This is a genomic window from Lacinutrix sp. 5H-3-7-4 (genome assembly GCF_000211855.2).
Classification (GTDB): Bacteria; Bacteroidota; Bacteroidia; order Flavobacteriales; family Flavobacteriaceae; genus Lacinutrix.
In genome coordinates this window covers 747,214-767,759 of the sequence record NC_015638.1, presented here as the reverse complement: position 1 = coordinate 767,759, position 20,546 = coordinate 747,214, and the positions used below count along the sequence as shown (strand labels likewise).

10 protein-coding genes and 1 tRNA gene are annotated in these 20,546 nt (G+C 33.3%); 7 read left to right on the top strand and 4 right to left on the bottom strand.

The window, feature by feature from the left end; all coding sequences use genetic code 11:
- Positions 1-16 precede the first annotated feature (16 nt).
- Positions 17-89: transfer RNA gene (locus LACAL_RS03440), tRNA-Gln, on the top strand.
- A gap of 154 nt (positions 90-243) precedes the next feature.
- Here the strand turns inward: LACAL_RS03440 and LACAL_RS03435 are convergent.
- The 4 genes from LACAL_RS03435 to LACAL_RS03420 all read right to left on the bottom strand — a co-directional run bounded on the left by LACAL_RS03435 (position 244) and on the right by LACAL_RS03420 (position 9,209).
- Positions 244-3,129: an alpha-amylase family glycosyl hydrolase gene (locus tag LACAL_RS03435; protein WP_013869308.1), complete on the bottom strand. Its 2,886-nt coding sequence runs from the start codon at positions 3,127-3,129 to the stop codon at positions 244-246.
- Positions 3,130-3,208: 79 nt separating this feature from the next.
- Positions 3,209-4,546, bottom strand: a complete 1,338-nt coding sequence (locus LACAL_RS03430; protein WP_013869307.1) for a SusE domain-containing protein — start codon at positions 4,544-4,546, stop codon at positions 3,209-3,211.
- Between the two features lie 15 nt (positions 4,547-4,561).
- The gene (locus tag LACAL_RS03425) at positions 4,562-6,103 is read right to left on the bottom strand and encodes a RagB/SusD family nutrient uptake outer membrane protein (RefSeq protein ID WP_013869306.1); all 1,542 of its coding nucleotides are present in this window, start codon (positions 6,101-6,103) and stop codon (positions 4,562-4,564) included.
- Positions 6,104-6,116: 13 nt separating this feature from the next.
- Positions 6,117-9,209, bottom strand: a complete 3,093-nt coding sequence (locus tag LACAL_RS03420) for a TonB-dependent receptor (RefSeq protein ID WP_013869305.1) — start codon at positions 9,207-9,209, stop codon at positions 6,117-6,119.
- A gap of 268 nt (positions 9,210-9,477) precedes the next feature.
- On the opposite strand from LACAL_RS03420, the gene LACAL_RS03415 reads away from it, so the two are divergent.
- From LACAL_RS03415 to LACAL_RS15525, 6 genes are all read left to right on the top strand, one after another.
- The gene (locus LACAL_RS03415) at positions 9,478-10,518 is read left to right on the top strand and encodes a LacI family DNA-binding transcriptional regulator (RefSeq protein ID WP_013869304.1); all 1,041 of its coding nucleotides are present in this window, start codon (positions 9,478-9,480) and stop codon (positions 10,516-10,518) included.
- Between the two features lie 131 nt (positions 10,519-10,649).
- Positions 10,650-12,023: an MFS transporter gene (locus LACAL_RS03410; RefSeq protein ID WP_013869303.1), complete on the top strand. Its 1,374-nt coding sequence runs from the start codon at positions 10,650-10,652 to the stop codon at positions 12,021-12,023.
- A 3-nt stretch (positions 12,024-12,026) separates the two neighbouring features.
- The gene (gene pgmB / locus LACAL_RS03405) at positions 12,027-12,683 is read left to right on the top strand and encodes a beta-phosphoglucomutase (RefSeq protein ID WP_013869302.1); all 657 of its coding nucleotides are present in this window, start codon (positions 12,027-12,029) and stop codon (positions 12,681-12,683) included.
- Positions 12,684-12,771: 88 nt separating this feature from the next.
- Complete coding sequence (locus LACAL_RS03400) at positions 12,772-15,078, top strand: glycoside hydrolase family 65 protein (protein ID WP_013869301.1); 2,307 nt, start codon at positions 12,772-12,774, stop codon at positions 15,076-15,078.
- Between the two features lie 20 nt (positions 15,079-15,098).
- Positions 15,099-17,018: a glycoside hydrolase family 13 protein gene (locus LACAL_RS03395; RefSeq protein ID WP_013869300.1), complete on the top strand. Its 1,920-nt coding sequence runs from the start codon at positions 15,099-15,101 to the stop codon at positions 17,016-17,018.
- Positions 17,019-17,066: 48 nt separating this feature from the next.
- Positions 17,067-20,543 carry a TIM-barrel domain-containing protein gene (locus tag LACAL_RS15525; protein ID WP_013869299.1) on the top strand — a complete coding sequence of 1,159 codons (3,477 nt, stop codon included), beginning with the start codon at positions 17,067-17,069 and terminating at the stop codon, positions 20,541-20,543.
- The last annotated feature ends 3 nt before the right edge of the window (positions 20,544-20,546 follow it).

The window sequence follows — 20,546 nt, the reverse complement described above, 5'->3', positions numbered from 1 at the left end:
AACCTGTTAGAAACACTGGCCTATGGTGTAACTGGCAACACGTCGGTTTTTGGTACCGAAGAGTCTAGGTTCGAGCCCTAGTGGGCCAACAACAAAATCCTGATACTTAATTGTATTGGGATTTTTTGTTTTATGCGATTATATTGTTGAAATAGAGGTTGTTAATCTTGTTTTTTTTCTATAAAAAAAGCCACTCATTTGAGTGGCTTTTAAAGTTTCAGAGGTTATCTGAAATAAAATAGTTTACAACTTTATAAGTTTAGTGGTAGAAGTTGCTCCTAAATTATTTTGGGTTTTTACAATGTAAATACCTTGAGTAATATCACTAATACTAAATGATGTGTTCTCAATAAAATCACCTTTAAAGCGTTTTATAAGTTTACCAGAAATATTATAAATTTCTATAACAGTTGCTTTTTTACTAATTGCAAATGTGTTGTTTGCAGGATTAGGGTATAGTGTTAATTCATTATTTAAATTATAATCTATTGTAGATAGTGTTTGAGAATTTTGGTTCCCATACATTTTAAATTGTCCAGCATCAACAGGTATTGGTGTATTAACGTTTGTTACATTAATGGTTGTGTTTCCTGTAGGATCCATTAAATCGTACCAAATTCCTGTGTATGGGAAGTTAGGTGTAATATTTTGATTGCTTACATCAAAATTTGCTAAAATTACAACGTTTTTAAGTTCTGTAGTTGGTAATGTATCATCCCAAATATAAATTTTTGGCGTTAAACTATTATCTGTTTGGTTTATAGAATAGTCGCCTTCAAAAACAGCTTCTTCGGTTTTTAAAATATTTATTCTTGCCCAATCGTTATAAATTTTATTTCTATTAGCATCTGCAAGCCAATTATTTGTCCACTGTGGTTGAGGTTTTGTGTCTAATTTACAATCTCCGCTTCCATCTGCATCTCCAGGTTCGTTTACAGTGCCATTATTACAAGTGAAAATGGAGTTTTCCATTCCTAAAGCACCAAAATGCCATATCATTTTTGGTCCTGGAATAGTTAAAGTTACAGCTCCTAAAGCAGACATTCTTGATAATGCTGTGTTTAAATCTTGCACATCGTGAGCGGTATTACTTTGGTTACCAAATTGTAAGTTTTTGTACATTAAACGTTCTTCGTCATGACTTTCGGCATAACCCACTAATCTTGGTTCGTTAAAGTTTCTACTTTCGTGACCAACGCCACTAATATCATTATCTGAGTTATAACCCATTGTTAATTGGTTATAATTATTAGTCATTTTTCCCCAAAGCATGATGCCTTTGTTTTCATTAACTCTATAGTCTGCCCATTCTTTCTCTTCTTGATTACCACCTAAATGTTCGAAAATTACATAGTGCGTGTCATCTTGTGCCCAAGAATGATCTGCATAGCTTTTTAGTACAGCAACACGATCTGACTGGTATGCGTTTGTGCAGGCTTCGTCACTAGCAGTACATTGTTGAGTAAATCCTTTTGTTAAATCCCAACGGAAACCATCTATATTAAAATTGTTTATCCAGTGTTCAATTACACGTTTTACATAATCTTGAGTTCTTGGGTTAGAATGGTCAAAATCTGAACCTACGTTATAGCTGTGTAATGCTACCTCATTAAAATATGGGTTTTCACTACTTGGTTCTCCCCAACCATCATTATCTGGATCATTCATCCACATACGAACCATTGGATTTCTACCAAAGGCATGATTTAAAGCGACATCTAAAACAACTGCAATTCCGTTTTGGTGAAAAACATCTACAAGTTCTTTAAACTTGTCTTCTGTGCCATAATACTTATCTAATGCCATGTGAAAAGACGTATTATATCCCCAACTTTCGTTTCCTTCAAATTCCATTACAGGCATAAGTTGAATAGCATTAATATTTAGGTTTTTGAAATAATCTATTTTATCTATTAAATCTTGAAAATTTCTGTCGGCATCAAAATCTCTTATTAAGACCTCGTAGATTACTAAATCTTCTTTTTTAGGTTTTTGAAAATTTGTTACCTGCCAAGCGTATGGTGTTTGCCCTGTTTGTAATACAGTTACTTCTCTTTCTTGGCCAGCAGGATATGCAGGTAAGTTTGGATACGTATTAGCTGGAATATATGGATCATCAAAAGGCGATAATACTAAAGTAGAATAAGGATCTGCAGTTTTAACTAATGTTGGTGAATTTACTGCAGGTGTTTTGTCTACAACCCAATATTGATAAGTTTCAATTTGATTGGCAGTTAAACCTGTAAGTTCTAACCAAAATTTATTATTTCTAGTAGGATCTTTTTTCATGGCGTAAGAAGAATCTGGCTGCCAATTATTAAAACTACCAGCAACGTAAACAAAATCTTTACCTGTAGCATATAAAACTAAAACAGCTTCTGTGTCACTTAAATAGGTGATACCATCTTGATAGTCTGTTGGCATCACGGCAATATTATTTCCAGGATCTACTATAGTTTGGAATGTGTTAATAACAATATTACCATTTTGATTTACTTCTAATTCGTAATTTTTGTTTTCAGTAATATTTGTATCTGTATAATTGTATGTTGATATGTTTGTTTGAGTATTTATAACCATACCATTTGCTCTTAAAGTATAATTTGCATTGCCACCAGTGTTTTGAGCATCTATAGTTAAGTTGTCTCCAGAGTTTAGAATTGTAGTTGAATTTGATTCTGGTGCGTTTTGTATTACTTGAAAAGCTCCTACATCTGCTAATATGTCTTGAGATTTTTTGTCTCCAGTACCATCTTTTGCTTTAATTAGAAAACCAATTCTACCTATGCTTGTTCTATTATAAAATGTACTTGGTACAAAAGAAATAGTGTAGGTATCGTTGCCGCTATTATAGGTTAATTTATTTGTTTCGTTTGAATTTGTCCAATCTCCATTTGTAGGACAGTTTTGAATATTATCGAGATTTAAATCGAAAGACCAAGCCCATAAGTATAAGGCGTTGTTTGTTATATTCCATGTTGCTTCATTAATACTGTTGCCTTCTATTGTAATTGTTATGGTTTCATTTTCTTCAAAAACATTAGGAGAAATAGTATAGTTTACATTCTGTTGCTGAGCTAAAACACTGTAGCTAAGAAGTATAAAAAATAAAAGTAATTTGTTTTTCATAATAATAGTTTATAAAAAAGGCTGCAATTAGCGTATAAATGCAGCCTTTTGTTTAAGGAATAAGGAATAATGTGTATTGTTAGTTTATAGCATAAGTGCCATTAGCTATATCTAATTTTACTCTATAGCTTCCTGCTGTTACTGCAATATTATCACCACCAGCATCTAAAGTTCCATCTGCTCCAGTATCTCCAAAATCTGTATCCCAGGCATCATTAACTCTAAATTTAATTTCTCCATCTACAAGGTTTACTATATCTCCAACCCAAATATCATTACTTAAAGGTGTTAAAGTAAAATCTTGTGTTGCTCCCCAATCATTATATCCAGAACCAACAATACCGTATAGATCTGCAGCTTCAATAGTATATGTACTAGCATTAAAATCTAAAGTAATAGTATAATGTCCTGCAGTTACAACAATGTTATCTCCGCCAGCATCTAAAGTTCCATCTGCTCCAGAGTCTCCAAAATCTGTAGTCCATTCGTTGTTTTGTCTAAATTTTATTTCTCCATCAACTAATCTCACACCAACTTTAAATGTATCTGTTACATAATCATAGTAAAATTTTGCATCAGGTGATGCTCCCCAATCATTGTATCCAGAACCTACAACTCCCCATGAAAATGGTTCGATAGTGTAAGTATTGTCATTTAAATTCATTGTAATTTTATATGTACCAGCAGTTACTACAATATTTGCTCCACCAGCATCTAAAGTTCCATCTGCTCCATCATCTCCAAAATCACTAGCCCAATCGTCATTTTCTCTAAATTTTATTTCTCCATCAAGTAATGTAGCATATGTTACAAAAACGTTAGACTCTGAAGTAGAATAAAAAGTTTGATCTTCATAAGCTCCCCAGTTATTGTAACCAGAACCTACAATTCCCCAGCTTACTGGTTCAATTCCTGAACCACCAGTATTTCCAGTGCTTTCTGGTAAAACAATATTTAATGTTTGTGGCATAGAGAAACTTTCTGTGCCGTTTCCTGTATCTCCAACAAAAGCTCTAAGTCTAAAAGAAATAGCTCCTGTATTTGATATATCTTCAGTATCTGGGTCATTGTCTAGACCTGCTTCTTCAGCAAAGGTTAGCATTTGTCCTATTGTTACTGCTATTTCATTAGCATCTGTAGATTCTACAACAATCATATCTGAAAAATCTCCAGAAAAAGATCTTTGTAATTCGTATGTTGTATTTGTAGGAACATCAAAATTTGCATTGTCCCAAGTAAAACGCTCTGCTATGTTACCAGAAGCTTCAGGTGTTAAAACATACTCCTCTAAAAATGAATTTGAAAAAGTAAAATCACCTTGTGGGACAGCAGTGAAAACTAAATCGTCGTCTTCTTGACAAGAGTTAAAGCCAATAACAGCTATAACTAACAGTAATAAAATTTTAAAATTTTTCATTATTATATTTTTTAATTAGTAACCTGGGTTTTGTTGTAAGTTAGGGTTTGCTTCTAAAGCTGTTTGAGGAATAGGGAATACGTTATAAGTATCTGGAATAGAAGATCCATTTACTGTACCACCTTTCCATGGCCATAAATAAGTTCCTCCTGTAAATCTTCCGAAACGTATAAGGTCTGTTCTTCTATGTCCTTCTAAGTTTAATTCTCTTCCTCTTTCATCTATAATAAAATCTAAATCTAATTCTCCCATTGTAATAGGGTCTGCATTAGATCTTGTTCTAACTTGATTTACATATGATAAAGCATCCGACATGTTTGCCTCTGTTGCTCCTCTTAAAGCACATTCGGCATACATTAAGTACGCATCTGCTAGACGATATAGTGGAAAATCTGTGCCAGAAAAACTAGTTGGTGTATAGTCTGAATTAAATGTTGTGTTTCTAAACTTTATTGAAGGATAACCATCTGTCCAGATTGTATAATCATTCATTTCGTAGTTATGGCCTTCGGTCCAGAAAAGACTTGCTCTATCGTCTGGTGAAGTATCTAAATCGCCAAATAAACCATACCAAGCTTTAGTGGCTCTATGACCTTGCCAACCTTCTGTTGCACCAAATTCTGAAATTGTTATTGTATCTGGACTTAAGTTTCCATTTACAATATATGTTGTATTACCAAAACTTTGACTTACAATTGGGTCTGCAATTAATGGATATATAATTTCTGAAGACATATCGTTATCTCCAGAGAAGTTTTCTAAAAAGTTATTAGTTAAACTATAACCACCTTCGGTTATTATTTTATTTACATAAGTAAAAGCATCATCATATCTTGCAGTACCTGTATAAACTTCTGCGTTGATATATAATTTTGCCAATAACATATCCACTACATATGTGTTAGCTCTACCATAGCCGTTAAACCCACCTATTAAAGGTTCGATTTCTAATAGCTCTGATTCTACGTAGTTAAATAACTCGGTACGTGAAGACTCTGGAAGTAATTCTGATTGCCCAAAATTTTCGTCTGTAGCAAGAACACCTTTTCCAAATACATCAATTACATAGAAATATGCTAACGCTCTTAAGAAACGAACTTCTGAGACAACAGACTCTCCCGCATCTGTACTAGCACTATCCAATACATTTAATAAATTGTTACACTGTGGAATTGTATAATATGCTCTATTGTATAAATATCTAAAAAACTTGTTGTTACTTGTCCATTCAGACGTTGTTGTTAATTGGTCTAAACCATCATCTCCCCAACGGTTTTTCATACCATCTGCCGTAAAATCTTGAAGGTTTATAATTCCTCTTAAAAAAGGAGATTCTCCTGCGTCGTCACTAATGTCTGAACTTCCTGGTCCATTTGGCCCAGATAATGCAAATGAAGCGTAAAGTCTAGAAAGAATTCCTTCTACTGCATTAGGGTCGTCTGCTAGAAGTTGTTCTAGCGTTAATTCTACTTTAGGCTCTGTGTCTAAGTCGTCCACACAAGACGATACTGTTGTAAGTAAAGCCAAACCTAAAAATGTTAATATTACTTTTTTCATAATCATAGTTTTTTTAAAAATCAACGTTTACACCAAAACTTATAGTTGTAGGTCTTGGATAGAAAGCTCCATCAATACCTCCATTATTCTCTGGGTCTTGACCATCGTAATTTGTTAAAATAAATGGGTTGTTTACAGATCCATATACTCTCATTCGAGTGTCTTTTATAAAGTTTTCATTAAAGTTATAACCTAAAACAATATTTTGACATCTTAAAAAAGCTGCATCTTCTAAGAAGTAATCTGAAAATTGAGTATTTCCAATAACTTCATCAAACACTGGGTTTGCTGCACCGTCATAAAAGTTAAGTACATTAGTTATGCTTGTATTATTGTTTGGTTCTGCACTAGATGTATTTCCGTATCTTAATTGGTTGAAGTCGTAAATTTTTCCATCTAATTGACCACGGAAACTAGCAGAGATATCCCAATTTTTATAGTTAGCATTTAACCCAAAACCAAATGTCCAGTTTGGAGCTAAAGCTTCAAAGTATTTATCTTCCTCTGTTATAATATTGTCACCGTTTAAATCTACAAATGCACCTGGAATAGGGTTTCCTGAGGCATCATAAACTTGTTTAAATACACCTGCCAATCCAGGTTCTTCCCCTAATTTATTGAAAAATAAGTTAGAACCAGTACCTAATAATGTACCTCCGGTTCTTAGTGTATTAATTCCTCCTAAGTCTGTAACTTCTGTAATTGCGTAAGAAATGTTACCGTTAAAAGAAATGTTGAAATTTTCATTTTGAACTGGGTTAAGGTTTAAATTAAGTTCAAAACCTTCACTTTCTGTAGAACCAACGTTTTTAATAAACGAGTCTGTTAATCCTTGTCCTGGTGGTATTAAAGCATCTGTTAATAAATCTGTAGTTTTTCTTTTAAACACATCTACCGAACCAGTTATCAAGCTTTGGTTGAAAAAGTTGAAGTCTAAACCAAGGTTATATGTTGCTGTTTTTTCCCATGTTAAGCCTGTTTGAAACGGTAAAGCAGAGTATAAGTTAGCTCCAGGTAAATACTGACTGTTTTGAGAACCAACTGCAAATAGAGGACTTGTTGGATAATAAGATCCTACAGCTCCAGCAATATTTTGCTGTCCAGTTTCACCATATCCTAATCTTATTTTTAAATCATTCACAAAATTTACATCTTTTAAGAAGTTTTCTTCTTTAACTTTCCATGCTACTGCAGCAGCAGGAAAAAATCCCCAAGCTTCATCTGCCCATACATCATCTGTTACAAAAAATGAAGATGCATCTGCTCTTAAAGATAATGTAATTAGATATTTATCTAAAATATTAATGTTTGAACGTCCAAAAAATGATTGTAAGTTTTGGTCGTTAAAATATCTATTAGTTGGGTTTTCTGGATTAAAGTCTACTTCTCTAATACCTGTATCTGGATTATTTCTAAAACGATCACTGTTACCATCTGTTTTAAAATTTTGATATGCGTAACCTAATTGAATATCATAGCTATTAATAAAACTTTCTTCTAAACTTTTAGTATACTGTAAGTATGAATCAAAAGTTGTGTTTGTAATAGTTTGTCTCTCTCTATAGCTAACACCTGGATTAAAAACTACGACATCACCATTTGTTGAGTCTATACCAAAAGAAGAAATTGCATTGTTGCTAAAACTTTCTTCAATTTTAGAGTTTGATGCATCTAAACCAAGATTTACTACAGCTCTTAATTCAGGAAGAAAAGGCATTGTATAATCTAATTGTATGTTTCCTAAAAACCTAAACGCTTCTTCTGGACGCTCACGTTGCTCTAAAAGTGCTAAAGGATTTGATTGACCATCGATTATTAATCTAGAACCATCTAATGCTGTATTTGTGTAATACCCTCCAAAAATAGAGTTGTTGTCATATACAGGTTTTGTTGGGTCAAATACAATTGCTCCACCTAAAGCTCCACCAGCATCTGTAGCATTTTTTTCTGCATATGTTAATTTAGCATTTGCATCTACTTTTAAATTATCGTTCAATAATTTTGGAGTAAGTTTTAATGCAGCACTATAACGTTCGTAATCGTCTGTTCTTACAACACCTTCAAGATTACTATATCCTAGTGAGGCTCTAAAAGGTAACTTATCTCCAATATTAGCTCTAACACTAAAATTTGTATTAGAAGAAACAGCTGTTCTTAATATGGCTTCTCTCCAATCTGTATCATAAATAGCTCTTGGTCCATCTACGGTGTTTATTATTTGTGAAGGTTCGCTTGTAGAAACTTCTCCAACAGGAACGCCTAAACTTCCTTCTAATTCTGGATGATATTCTCGAATAAAACGAACATATTCTTCACTATTCATCATGTCTAATCCATCACCAGCAGAATCTATAGATACATTAGTTGAAAGCGTAAATTTTGCCTCACCAGAAGTTCCTTTTTTAGTAGTTATAATTATAACACCGTTAGAAGCTCTAGAACCATAAATTGCAGTTGCAGAAGCGTCTTTTAAAATTGAAAAACTTTCAACATCATTTGGGTTAATTAATGATAAAGGATTTGAAACACCAGCTGGATTTTGACCTCCTAAAGGAACACCATCAATAACTATTAATGGGCTATTGTCTGCAAATAATGAAGCTCCACCACGAATTCTAATTGTTGGTGCAGAGTCTGGTGATCCACCACTATCTGTAATTCTTACACCTGCAGCCTTACCTCTAAGTAGTTGGTCTGTAGATACAATAGCTCCTTTGTTAAAGTCTTTAGAGGAAACAACATCAACAGATCCTGTTAAATCTTCCTTTTTAACACTACCATAACCAATAATTACTACTTCATCTAACTGTGAAGCATCTTCGGCTAAAGCGATATTAATTGTTGTTTGTCCTGTGAATGTTACTTCCTGATTTATGTAGCCTAAAAAAGAGAATTCTAAAACATCTCCATTAGAAACAGATAATTGATATTTACCATCAAAGTCTGTAGCAGTACCATTGTTTGTACCTTTTACAATAACATTCACTCCAGGAAGCGGTAGTGAAGATGATTGTTCTGTTACTGTTCCTGTAATCGTTGTTTGAGCAATACCCAATAATGGTATAAAACATAACACGAATAGTACACTTTTAAAAATTGTTTTCATACAATATTATTAAGTTAGTTGTTTAATTTTTAACTTATATTTTCACTTCTCGTCGTTAAAACTATGTAAATTTTATGTTAATTAATCGGTAACCCTATATTTTATGGGTTACGAAAACGTTTTCGTGTTGACAACTTTTTTTTTAGTCTGTTAATTTTGCAATAAAAAGCGTTGTTTTTTCTTTTTTTGCGCATTTATCTAAACAATTTTAATAAATGAACAATAAATCCTCGTATTTTTGAGATTATTGTAACCACAATTCATAAAAATGAAACGAAAAATTACACTAAAACAGATTGCTCGAGAATTAGATGTATCTATTTCTACGGTTTCAAAAGCACTTAGAAATAGTAATGAAATAAGTGAAGATACCCGACAAAAAGTTCAAGCTTTTGCAAAGCTCTATAATTATAGACCTAATAATATTGCATTAAGTTTAAAGAATAGAAAGACAAAAACTATTGGAATTATTATTCCTGAAATTGTACATCATTTCTTTTCTAAGGTTATTAGAGGTATTGAGCTTGTAGCAAACAAACGTGGTTACAATGTAATTGTAGGGCTGTCTAACGAATCATTTTCTAAAGAGGTTATAAATATGGAAATGCTGGCTAATGGAAGTATAGATGGTTTTATATTATCCATATCTAAAGAAACCTTACAGCAGCAAGATTATCATCATTTTACCGAAACAATTAACCAAGGAATGCCAATTGTAATGTTCGATCGTGTAGTAAATGAAATACAATGTGATAAGGTTATAGTAGACGATTTAAATGGTAGTAAAAAAGCAGTATTTAAATTAATTGAAAAAGGTTGTAAAAACATCGCAATCATTACTACTAAAGATTATGTAAGTGTTGGTAAACTTAGAACACAAGGTTATTTAGAGGCTCTTGAGGAAAAACAAATAAAAGCCAAAGGAAGTCTTATATTAAAGGTTGACGATGCTTTGGTTTCAGACGATCATTTAGAAGTTTTAGAAAAAGATATAGAAACACTATTTACTGCAAATAAAAATATAGATGGCGTTTTTGCGGTTAATGAGATTTATGCAATAACAGCAATGAAAGTTGCTAGAAAATTAAACTTAAGAGTGCCAGAAGATGTGCAGTTTATTGGTTTTACAGATGGTGTGTTGTCTAAACATGCAACACCAACTTTAACAACTGTAAGCCAGCACGCACAGCAAATGGGCGAAAAAGCTGCCGATTTATTAATCGACAATCTTGAAATTGAAGAAGAGGAAGAACATTATCAAACCGTAGTTATTGAAACCGAATTAATTGAGCGTGACTCCACAAAATAAAAATTTAACATTGCACAATTAAAATCTTTTATATCTTTACGGCATTCAAAACATATATTTTTACTTCTCAGGTAATATAGTTTTGATAAGTAAATGCTTGTCAAAATAGTAATAATTTAAACTTACTATTTATGAAAAAGCGTACCCTTGGTTTTTGGGAAATCTGGAACATGAGTTTTGGTTTCTTAGGAATTCAATTTGGTTTTGCACTACAAGGAGGCTTCATGTCTCGAATATTTCAAACATTAGGAGCAAGTAAAGACGAAATCCCATTACTATGGATAGCAGCACCTTTAACAGGTTTACTAGTCCAACCCATTATTGGTTACATGAGTGATCGTACTTGGAGTAATAAATGGGGAAGACGACGTCCTTATTTTTTAATAGGAGCAGTTTTAAGTTCTCTAGCTTTATTTTTTGTGCCTTATTCTCCAGCACTTTGGGTCGCAGCAGGATTTTTATGGATTCTAGATGCATCAATTAACGTGTCTATGGAGCCATTTAGAGCACTTGTTGCAGACAAACTTCCCGAATCTCAACGCTCTTATGGGTTTGTGGTTCAAACGCTAATTATTGGTATAGGTACTTGGGTCGCCAGTAATTTACCTTGGATGGTGTCTCAATTTGGAGTTAGTGATGCTGCAGATTCTGGTGTGATACCAGATTCTGTAAAAATTGCATTCGCCATTGGAGCATTCGTGTTTTTAATTAGTATTCTTTATACAGTATTTACAACAACCGAATATCCTCCAGAAGACATGGAAGAGTTCGAGCGTGAAAAAGCTAAAAAGAATAACTTCATTCCAGACATTTTAAACAATATTGGTAACATGCCATTAACCATGAAAAAATTAGGAGTCATCCAATTCTTTTCTTGGTTTGCGTTTTTTACTATGTGGAGTATGGCTAATCCAGCACTAACTGAGCATGTATTTAATACACCAGCTCCAATAGAAAGTGCTTTTGATATGGCAGATACAGTACAAAAAGCAGCGTTTGACACACAAAATACTGCCTTCCAGAAATCATCAAATTTAGTAGGTTCTGCAATGGGAATTTACGGTTTGTCTTCTATGGCATTTGCATTACTACTAGTGTTGTACACTTCAAAAAGACGCATCAACCGTAAGCTAGTGCATATGGGATCTCTAATTTTAGGAGGTGTTGGTTTTTTAGCCATGAATTATACTTCACCAGAACATCTTAAGTATTGCTTTGTATTAATTGGCTTTGCTTGGGGAAGTATCTTATCTATGCCTTACGCCATGTTATCAAGTTCTGTAGATCCTAAAAAAATGGGAGTAATTATGGGAATATTTAACATGTTTATTGTTATTCCACAAATTATTGCTGCCTTAGGCGGAATCAACTTTGTCTCTAGTTTATTAGGAGATGAAGCTATAAATGCAATGACAGTTGCAGGAATAAGTTTAATAATTGCAGGACTTTGCAACTTATTAATCACAAACAAAAACGCAATTACTTATCAAGCTGAAGACATTTAAAAAATGAATAAAAAAGGATTCATATTCGATTTAGATGGTGTCATTGTAGACACTGCAAAATATCACTTTCTAGCATGGAAAAACCTTGCTAAAAGTATTGATATAGATTTTACACACGAGCAAAACGAACAACTTAAAGGTGTAAGTCGTGTAAAATCATTAGAAAAAATACTGGAATGGGGAAATAAAACCATTTCAGAAGAACTATTTACATCTTTAATGGGTAAAAAAAATGAAGAGTATTTAAGCTTTATTACTAAAATGACTGAGGAAGAAATTTTACCAGATGTACCAAAAATATTAGATTATTTAATCAAAAACCAACAGCCAATATCATTAGGTTCTGCTAGTAAAAATGCACGTCCAATTTTAGAAAAAGTCCATTTACTTTCAAAATTTGATGCTATTGTTGATGGTAACGATGTTAGCAAAGCTAAACCAAATCCAGAAGTGTTTTTAATAGCAGCTCAACATTTAAACATGAAACCAGAAGATTGTATTGTTTTTGAAGATTCTGTAGCTGGTGTTCAAGCTGCAAATACTGCAAACATGATTTCTATTGGTATAGGCGAAAAAGACGTATTACATGAAGCAGATTATATTTTTTCAGATTTCACAGAAATTGAAAACAGCTTCATTCAAGAATTAATAAACAGATAAAATCACGTTATTCCGAAGTTATTGAAGAAATCTTATCAAAAAAACAACCCTTCATTTTATGCTTCGCAATAATAAATAAATATAAAAAATGAATCAAGATTATATACAACCAGACAATTGGTCTATTATTGAAGAAGGTTTTGATGCAGATCGCGTTAAGTCTTCAGAAAGTTTATTCAGCATCGGAAATGGTGCAATGGGTCAACGTGCAAATTTTGAAGAACAATATACAGGTCCAACCTTTCAAGGTAGCTACATTGCAGGCGTTTATTATCCTGACAAAACCAGAGTTGGTTGGTGGAAAAATGGCTATCCAGAGTATTTTGCAAAAGTTTTAAATGCTCCAAATTGGATAGGTATTAATGTAGAAATTAATGGAGAACAACTAGATTTAAATACTTGTGTTTCGGTTTCAAATTTTAGAAGGGAGCTTAACATGCAAGAAGGTTGGTTATCTAGATCGTTTACTGCAACGCTTCAAAATAAATTAGAAATTGAGGTAAAAGTACTTCGTTTTTTAAGCTTAGATTTAGATGAAGTAGGTGCTATTAATTACCAAATAACACCTTTAAACGAAAAAGCGACTATTAAGTTTCAACCGTATCTAGATTCAGGAATTACCAATGAAGATACCAATTGGGACGACCAATTTTGGGACACTTTAAATGTAAGTTCAGAAAACGAGCAAGCGTTTATTGAAGCAAAAACCATGAAAACGGCTTTCCATACTTGCACATTTATGCAGTCTTCGGTTTTTGTAAATAATGCAAAACAAGAGCAAACACCAGAAATAGATAAACAAGCAAATGCTATTGCATTTACCTATACAGTTTCTGTAAATGCAGGTGAAACAGCAAGCATTCAAAAGTTTGGTGGTTATACAGTAGATAGAAACCACGATAAAAATCAATTGGTAGCAGCAGCCAAAAAAGCATTAGATACTGCTTCCAATTTAGGGTTTAATGCACTTTTAGAGAACCAAAAAGAAGCTTGGTCAAAAATTTGGGAAATGTCAGATATCACAATCGATGGTGACGTAAAAGCACAACAAGGTATTCGTTTTAATATTTTCCAATTAAACCAAACTTATTTAGGAAAAGATTCTACCTTAAATATTGGTCCAAAAGGATTTACAGGAGAAAAGTATGGTGGAAGTACCTATTGGGATACCGAAGCCTATTGCATTCCTTTTTATATGGCTACCAAAGATCAAAAAGTAGCACGCAACTTACTGCAATATCGTTACAATCATTTAGAAAAAGCGATTGAAAATGCAGAGAAACTAGGTTTCAATAATGGAGCAGCATTGTACCCAATGGTAACCATGAATGGCGAAGAATGCCATAACGAATGGGAAATTACCTTTGAAGAAATTCACAGAAATGGAGCTATCGCATTTGCCATTTTTAACTACTATCGTTATACAGGAGATTACAGCTATATTCCAGAAATGGGATTAGAAGTTCTTATTGGTATCGCTAGATTTTGGCAACAACGTGCCACTTTTTCTACAGATAAAAATAAGTATGTTATTTTAGGTGTTACAGGTCCTAATGAATACGAAAACAATATTAATAATAACTTTTACACCAACTATTTAGCAAAATGGTGTATTGATTATGCTTTACAGCAAATAGAAAAAGTAAAAGAAGGTTATAATGACGATTATTTACGTGTTTCTGTAAAAACAAAAATTACAGATAACGAATTAGAAGCTTGGAAAAAAGTAGCAGATAATATGTTTTTCCCTTATTCTGAAAAACACCAAGTGTACCTACAACAAGATGGCTTTTTAGATAAAGAATTAATTACGGTTGCAGATTTACCAAAGGAAGATAGACCAATAAACCAAAAGTGGAGTTGGGATCGTATTTTACGTTCGCCTTACATCAAACAAGCTGATACTTTACAAGGGTTCTATTTCTTCGAAGACCAATTTTCAACCGAAGAATTAAAACGTCATTTCGATTTTTACGAACCATTTACAGTACACGAAAGCTCATTGTCACCTTGTGTACACAGTATTCAAGCTGCTAAGTTAGACCAAATGGAGCAAGCGTATACGTTCTATTTACGTACGTCTCGTTTAGATTTAGACGATTATAATAAAGAGGTAGAAGAAGGTTTACACATTACAAGTATGGCTGGAACCTGGATGAGTATTGTAGAAGGTTTTGGTGGTATGCGTGTTAAAAATGATATGCTAAATTTTGAACCTAGAATTCCTAAAGAATGGGATGCCTATTCGTTTAAAGTAAACTTTAGAGATCAAATTTTAAAAGTGAATGTATCTCAAGCAGAAACGACTTTCGAGTTAGAAGGAAATACAGATTTAAACATTTTTGTAAATGATAATCCAATAACAGTATCGCCAAATAACTTGGTGAAAATTTAAAACTAAACACACTAATTAAGATGAAAAAATTAATTCCACTAGCATTAGTAATTTTAATTAGTGTTAGTTTTTCTTGTCAGAAGGAAACCGAAAAAATACCAACCTCTGAAGTTGTAACCGAAGTAAAAAACGATATCGAGCGTATTGAACCACCTCATTGGTGGATAGGTTTTAATAATACACAAGTACAATTATTGGTGAAGCATCCTAACATTTCGGAAGCAACACCTAGTATAAATTATGCAGGAGTTTCCATTGAAAAAGTGCATAAAGCAGATAGTCCTAACTACCTGTTTTTAGATTTAAATATTTCTGAAAGTGCTAAAGCTGGACAATTCAATATTCATTTTAAACTTAATGAAGAAAAGGAACTGGTTCAAACCTACGAAGTAAAAGCACGTGTAAAAGAAGCTTCCGATTATCAAGGTTTTGATAGTACAGATGCCATTTATCTAATCACTCCAGATCGTTTTGCAAATGGAGATACTTCCAATGATATAAACGAAAGATTAAAGGAAAAAACCATCAATAGAGAAGATGATTATGCGCGTCATGGTGGTGATTTACGAGGCATTATTCAGCATTTAGATTATATAGAAGCTATGGGTTTTACTCAAATTTGGCCGTGTCCTTTATTAACTAATGATATGTCAAGGTCGTCGTATCATGGTTATGCCATGACCGATTTTTACCAAGTAGACCCACGTTATGGAAGCTTAGAAGAATACCAAGAATTAGCGACAAAAGCCAAAGAAAAAGGTATAGGTTTAATCATGGACCAAGTGGCTAATCATTGCGGAAGCGAACATTGGTGGATGCAAGATTTACCGTTTAAAGATTGGGTGAACCAACAAGAGAGTTTTGAAAATAACAAACCATTAAATAATTCTAATCATAGACGTACGAGTAATCAAGATTTATATGCTTCTAAACGCGATAAAAAAGAAATGGCAGAAGGTTGGTTTGTACCTACAATGCCAGATTTAAATCAGCGTAATCCGTTTATGGCAAACTATATTATCCAAAATAGTATTTGGTGGGTGGAAACATTAAAGCTCAGCGGAATTCGTCAAGACACCTATCCTTATCCAGATAAAAATTTCATGTCTAATTGGGCAGGAGCAATCATGAATGAGTATCCTAACTTTAGTATTGTTGGTGAAGAATGGAGTACCAATCCGTTGTTAATTGCCTATTGGCAAGAAGGGCATGACAATAAAGATGGTTACGATTCTAATTTAAGGTCGACCATGGATTTTGCCATGCAAAAAAATACGGTGGATGCTTTAAATGAAGCCGAAAAATGGGACACAGGATTGGTAAAAATATACGAAGGTTTAGCAAACGATTTTGCCTATGCATCACCAAAAGATATTATGGTGTTTCCAGACAATCACGATATGAGTCGCATTTTTACACAATTAAAAGGAGATGTGCCTAATACCAAAATGGCCTTAAGTTATTTGTTAAGCTTACCTAGAATTCCGCAACTATATTACGGAACAGAAATTTTAATGAATGACTTTGCAAAACCAGGTGATCATGGTTTAATTCGTACCGATTTTCCTGGAGGTTGGCAAGATGATACTGTCAATGCCTTTTCTGGTGAAGGTTTAACAGATGCGCAAAAAGACATGCAGCTATTCCTTAAAAAAGTATTGAATTACAGAAAGTCTAGTGATGCTATACACCATGGAAAAACCATTCATTTTGCACCATTTATGGGAACGTATTTCTTATTTAGAGTTATTGAAGGCGAAACCGTTGTTTTAATCATTAATAAAAATGAAAAACCAATCACAATTGACTTAAATAGATATTCAGAAATAGGTTTAGATGGAAAACCATTAAACAATATAATAACTGGTGAAGTTGTTGGTTGGAATAACGAATTAACGTTGAAAGAAAGAGGTGTTTTATTACTAACTACAAAAATATAATTGTTTGTCATTCCGCACTAGATGCGGAATCCACAATCTAAAATAAAAATGAAAAAACTAATATACATACTATCGCTTTTACTTTTTCAATTCACCTTTGCTCAGGTAACCATAATAGTTGAAGCACTTCCAGAAGACACACCAAAAGACGCATCCCTATTTATTTCTGGAGATTTTGAAGGTTGGTCTGGCGGACACAAAGATTACCAATTACAATTTGTAAATGGTCAGCATCAAATAACACTTCCTAAAACAGAACAACGTATTTTATTCAAGTTTACCTTAGGGAATTGGGAGACTTCAGAAAGTACCAATACAGGTGAAACTATAGATAATCGTATTCATAAATTTGAAAAACCAAACGATACAATACAAGTAAAAATAGCTGGTTGGAGCCATATGTTTGATAATAAAGATGTTTCTACTGCTTCAAAAAACGTATCTATTATTTCTGAAACATTTCATATACCACAACTTAACAGAGAACGTCGTGTTTGGGTGTATTTACCACCAGATTATCATACTTCAAAGCAAGATTATCCTGTGGTTTATATGCATGATGGTCAAAATATTTTTGATGCTAGTACTTCGGGTTATGGCGAATGGAATGTAGACGAAACTTTAGACAAGCTATTTAAAGATAACTTAAAACTTATTGTTGTTGGTGTCGATAATGGCGAATCTAAACGTTTAGATGAATATTCTCCATGGACCAATGCTAAATATGGAGGTGGCGAAGGTGACGCATACGTCAATTTTATTGTCAATACACTAAAACCGTACATTGATTCTAACTACAATACCAAAAAAGACAGAGCTAATACAGCCATTTTTGGTAGTTCTATGGGAGGTTTAATTTCGCATTATGCAGCTTTAAAACATCCAACAGTTTTTGGTAAAGTTGGTGTGTATTCTCCTGCATTTTGGTTTGCTCCAGAAGTGCATCCTTTTACAAAATCTCATGCTAATATCAAGGATACTAAAATGTACTTTTTAGCTGGAGGAAAAGAAGGTGAAAACGCAGGTTATAACGAGATTAGCCAAACCGTTACAGATATGAATAGTATCATTTCTATTTTAAAAGATAACGGATTTCGAAAAAAAAATATACAGTCTAAAGTCGTTCCTGAAGGCAAACATAATGAAGCTTTATGGGAAAACAATTTTGCTGAAGCTATAACGTGGTTGTTTGCAGATGCTATTAAAAAAAGAGAGTTCAAGACAGCGAACTTTCAAGACAATCAATTACATATTCAGGTTTCAGATGGAAATTATAAAATGCATTTTTACCATCCTGAAATTATCGAAACTACATTTTTGCCTATAGGTGAAACATTTGATAAAGAGTCACACGCTGTTGTTATAGATAAAGTACTTTCTGAGGTGAAATTTAATGAAACAGAAAATGAAATTACTTTTCAATCTGAAAAATTAACAGTAAAAATCACCAAGTCTCCTTTTCATATTTCGTATTGGAAAGACGGAAAAGAAGTGACTTCTGTAAAAAATAGTTTTCAAAAAACAGACGATTTTGAAACCATTAGTTTTAATTTAAAACCAGAGGAAGTATTGTATGGTGGAGGCGCAAGAGCGTTAGGGATGAATAGACGTGGTAATCGTTTAGAGTTGTACAATAAAGCACATTATGGTTACGAAGATAGAAGTGAACTAATGAATTGCACGATGCCAATTGTGGTGTCTTCTAACAAGTATCTTATTCATTTTGATAATGCACCAATTGGCTTTTTAGATTTAGATAGTAAAGCAGATAACACAATAAGCTACGAAACTATTTCTGGTAGAAAAACCTATCAAATTGTAGTTGGTGATTCTTGGTTAGATCTTACTAAAAACTATACTCAACTTACAGGCACACAACCCATGCCACCACGTTGGGCTTTGGGTAATTTTTCTAGCCGATTTGGTTATCATTCACAAGAAGAAGTAACTGCTACAGTAGAAAAATTTAGAGAAATGAATATTCCTCTAGATGCTATAATTATTGACATTTTCTGGTTCGGAAAAACCATTCAAGGTACTATGGGAAATCTAGCGTTTGATCGTGATTCTTTTCCAAATCCGAAGCAAATGCTAAAAGGATTAAAAGACAATAATGTCAAAACTGTTTTGGTAACAGAACCGTTTTTATTAACCACATCAAACCGTTGGGACGAAGCGGTAAAAGCAGATGTTTTAGCTAAAGATTCTATAGGAAATCCGTTTACTTACGATTTCTATTTTGGTAACACAGGATTGATAGATATTTTCAATTCAAAAGGAAAACAATGGTTTCAAAATATTTATAAAGACTTGGCCGATCTAGGGGTTTCTGGTGTTTGGGGAGATTTAGGAGAGCCAGAAGTGCATCCTAAAGAATTACTTCATGCAACTGGAACAGCAGACGAAGTACATAATATTTATGGTCACCATTGGGCGGAATTAGTACAAGAAATGTATACCCAAAATTTTCCAAATACAAGACCATTTATTTTAATGCGTGCAGGAAGTTCTGGATCACAACGTTTTGGAATGATTCCTTGGTCTGGAGATGTTAACAGAACTTGGGGAGGATTACAATCTCAACCAGAAATTGCACTGCAAATGGGACTGCAAGGTTTGGCCTATATGCATAGCGATTTGGGAGGTTTTGCTGGTAATAATTTAGATGATGAGTTGTATGCACGATGGTTACAATATGGTGTATTTCAACCAATTTACAGACCACATGCACAAGAAGAAGTTCCTGCAGAACCTGTTTTTAGAAGCGATAAAGCGAAAGCTTTGGCAAAAAAAGCAATCGAATTACGTTATCAATTACTTCCTTATAATTACAATTTGGTATTTGAAAATAACCAAACTGGTGCGCCTTTAATGCGAGCCTTGTTTTTTGAAGAAGAAGACAATGCAAATTTGCAAACTATGGCATCAACATACCTTTGGGGAAATGATTTTTTAGTGACACCAATTGTACATTCAGAACAAAAAGAAGCTGAGGTGTACTTTCCGAAAAACAGTAATTGGTTTGATTTTTATACCAATAAAAAAGTGGAAGGAGGACAAGCACTTTCTGTTAAAACGGAAGAAAAATACATTCCAACGTATGTTCGTGGTGGCGCATTTATTCCAACTGCAAAATCAATGCAAAGCACTGCAGAATATGACGGAAATACCTTCGACTTAAATTACTATTTTGATGAGTCTGTAGACGAAAGTGAACGCAAAATGTATAATGACGATGGCTCAACAAAAAATGCTTTTGAAAAAGGAAACTATGAGATTTTAGAGTTTGAAGCAGAAACATCAAGTAACAATTTAGAACTAGAATTTGAAGCAGAGATAGGTGTAAATTACTCTGCATTAACAAAACAAATAGATGTGATTATTCACAATTTTCCTAAAGCACCAAAACGCATAAAATTCAATAGAAAAAAAATAGAGTTTAACTATAATGAAGTTTCAAAAACATTGACTTTTCAGGTGAATTGGAATACTTCAAAAGAGGTTGAAGTACAAATTAAATATTAAATT

Coding starts and splice junctions, on each gene's coding strand:
- LACAL_RS03435 (WP_013869308.1), bottom strand. CDS start 3,129: ATGAAAAACAAATTACTTTTATTTTTTATACTTCTTAGCTACAGTGTT.
- LACAL_RS03430 (WP_013869307.1), bottom strand. CDS start 4,546: ATGAAAAATTTTAAAATTTTATTACTGTTAGTTATAGCTGTTATTGGC.
- LACAL_RS03425 (WP_013869306.1), bottom strand. CDS start 6,103: ATGAAAAAAGTAATATTAACATTTTTAGGTTTGGCTTTACTTACAACA.
- LACAL_RS03420 (WP_013869305.1), bottom strand. CDS start 9,209: ATGAAAACAATTTTTAAAAGTGTACTATTCGTGTTATGTTTTATACCA.
- LACAL_RS03415 (WP_013869304.1), top strand. CDS start 9,478: ATGAAACGAAAAATTACACTAAAACAGATTGCTCGAGAATTAGATGTA.
- LACAL_RS03410 (WP_013869303.1), top strand. CDS start 10,650: ATGAAAAAGCGTACCCTTGGTTTTTGGGAAATCTGGAACATGAGTTTT.
- pgmB (WP_013869302.1), top strand. CDS start 12,027: ATGAATAAAAAAGGATTCATATTCGATTTAGATGGTGTCATTGTAGAC.
- LACAL_RS03400 (WP_013869301.1), top strand. CDS start 12,772: ATGAATCAAGATTATATACAACCAGACAATTGGTCTATTATTGAAGAA.
- LACAL_RS03395 (WP_013869300.1), top strand. CDS start 15,099: ATGAAAAAATTAATTCCACTAGCATTAGTAATTTTAATTAGTGTTAGT.
- LACAL_RS15525 (WP_013869299.1), top strand. CDS start 17,067: ATGAAAAAACTAATATACATACTATCGCTTTTACTTTTTCAATTCACC.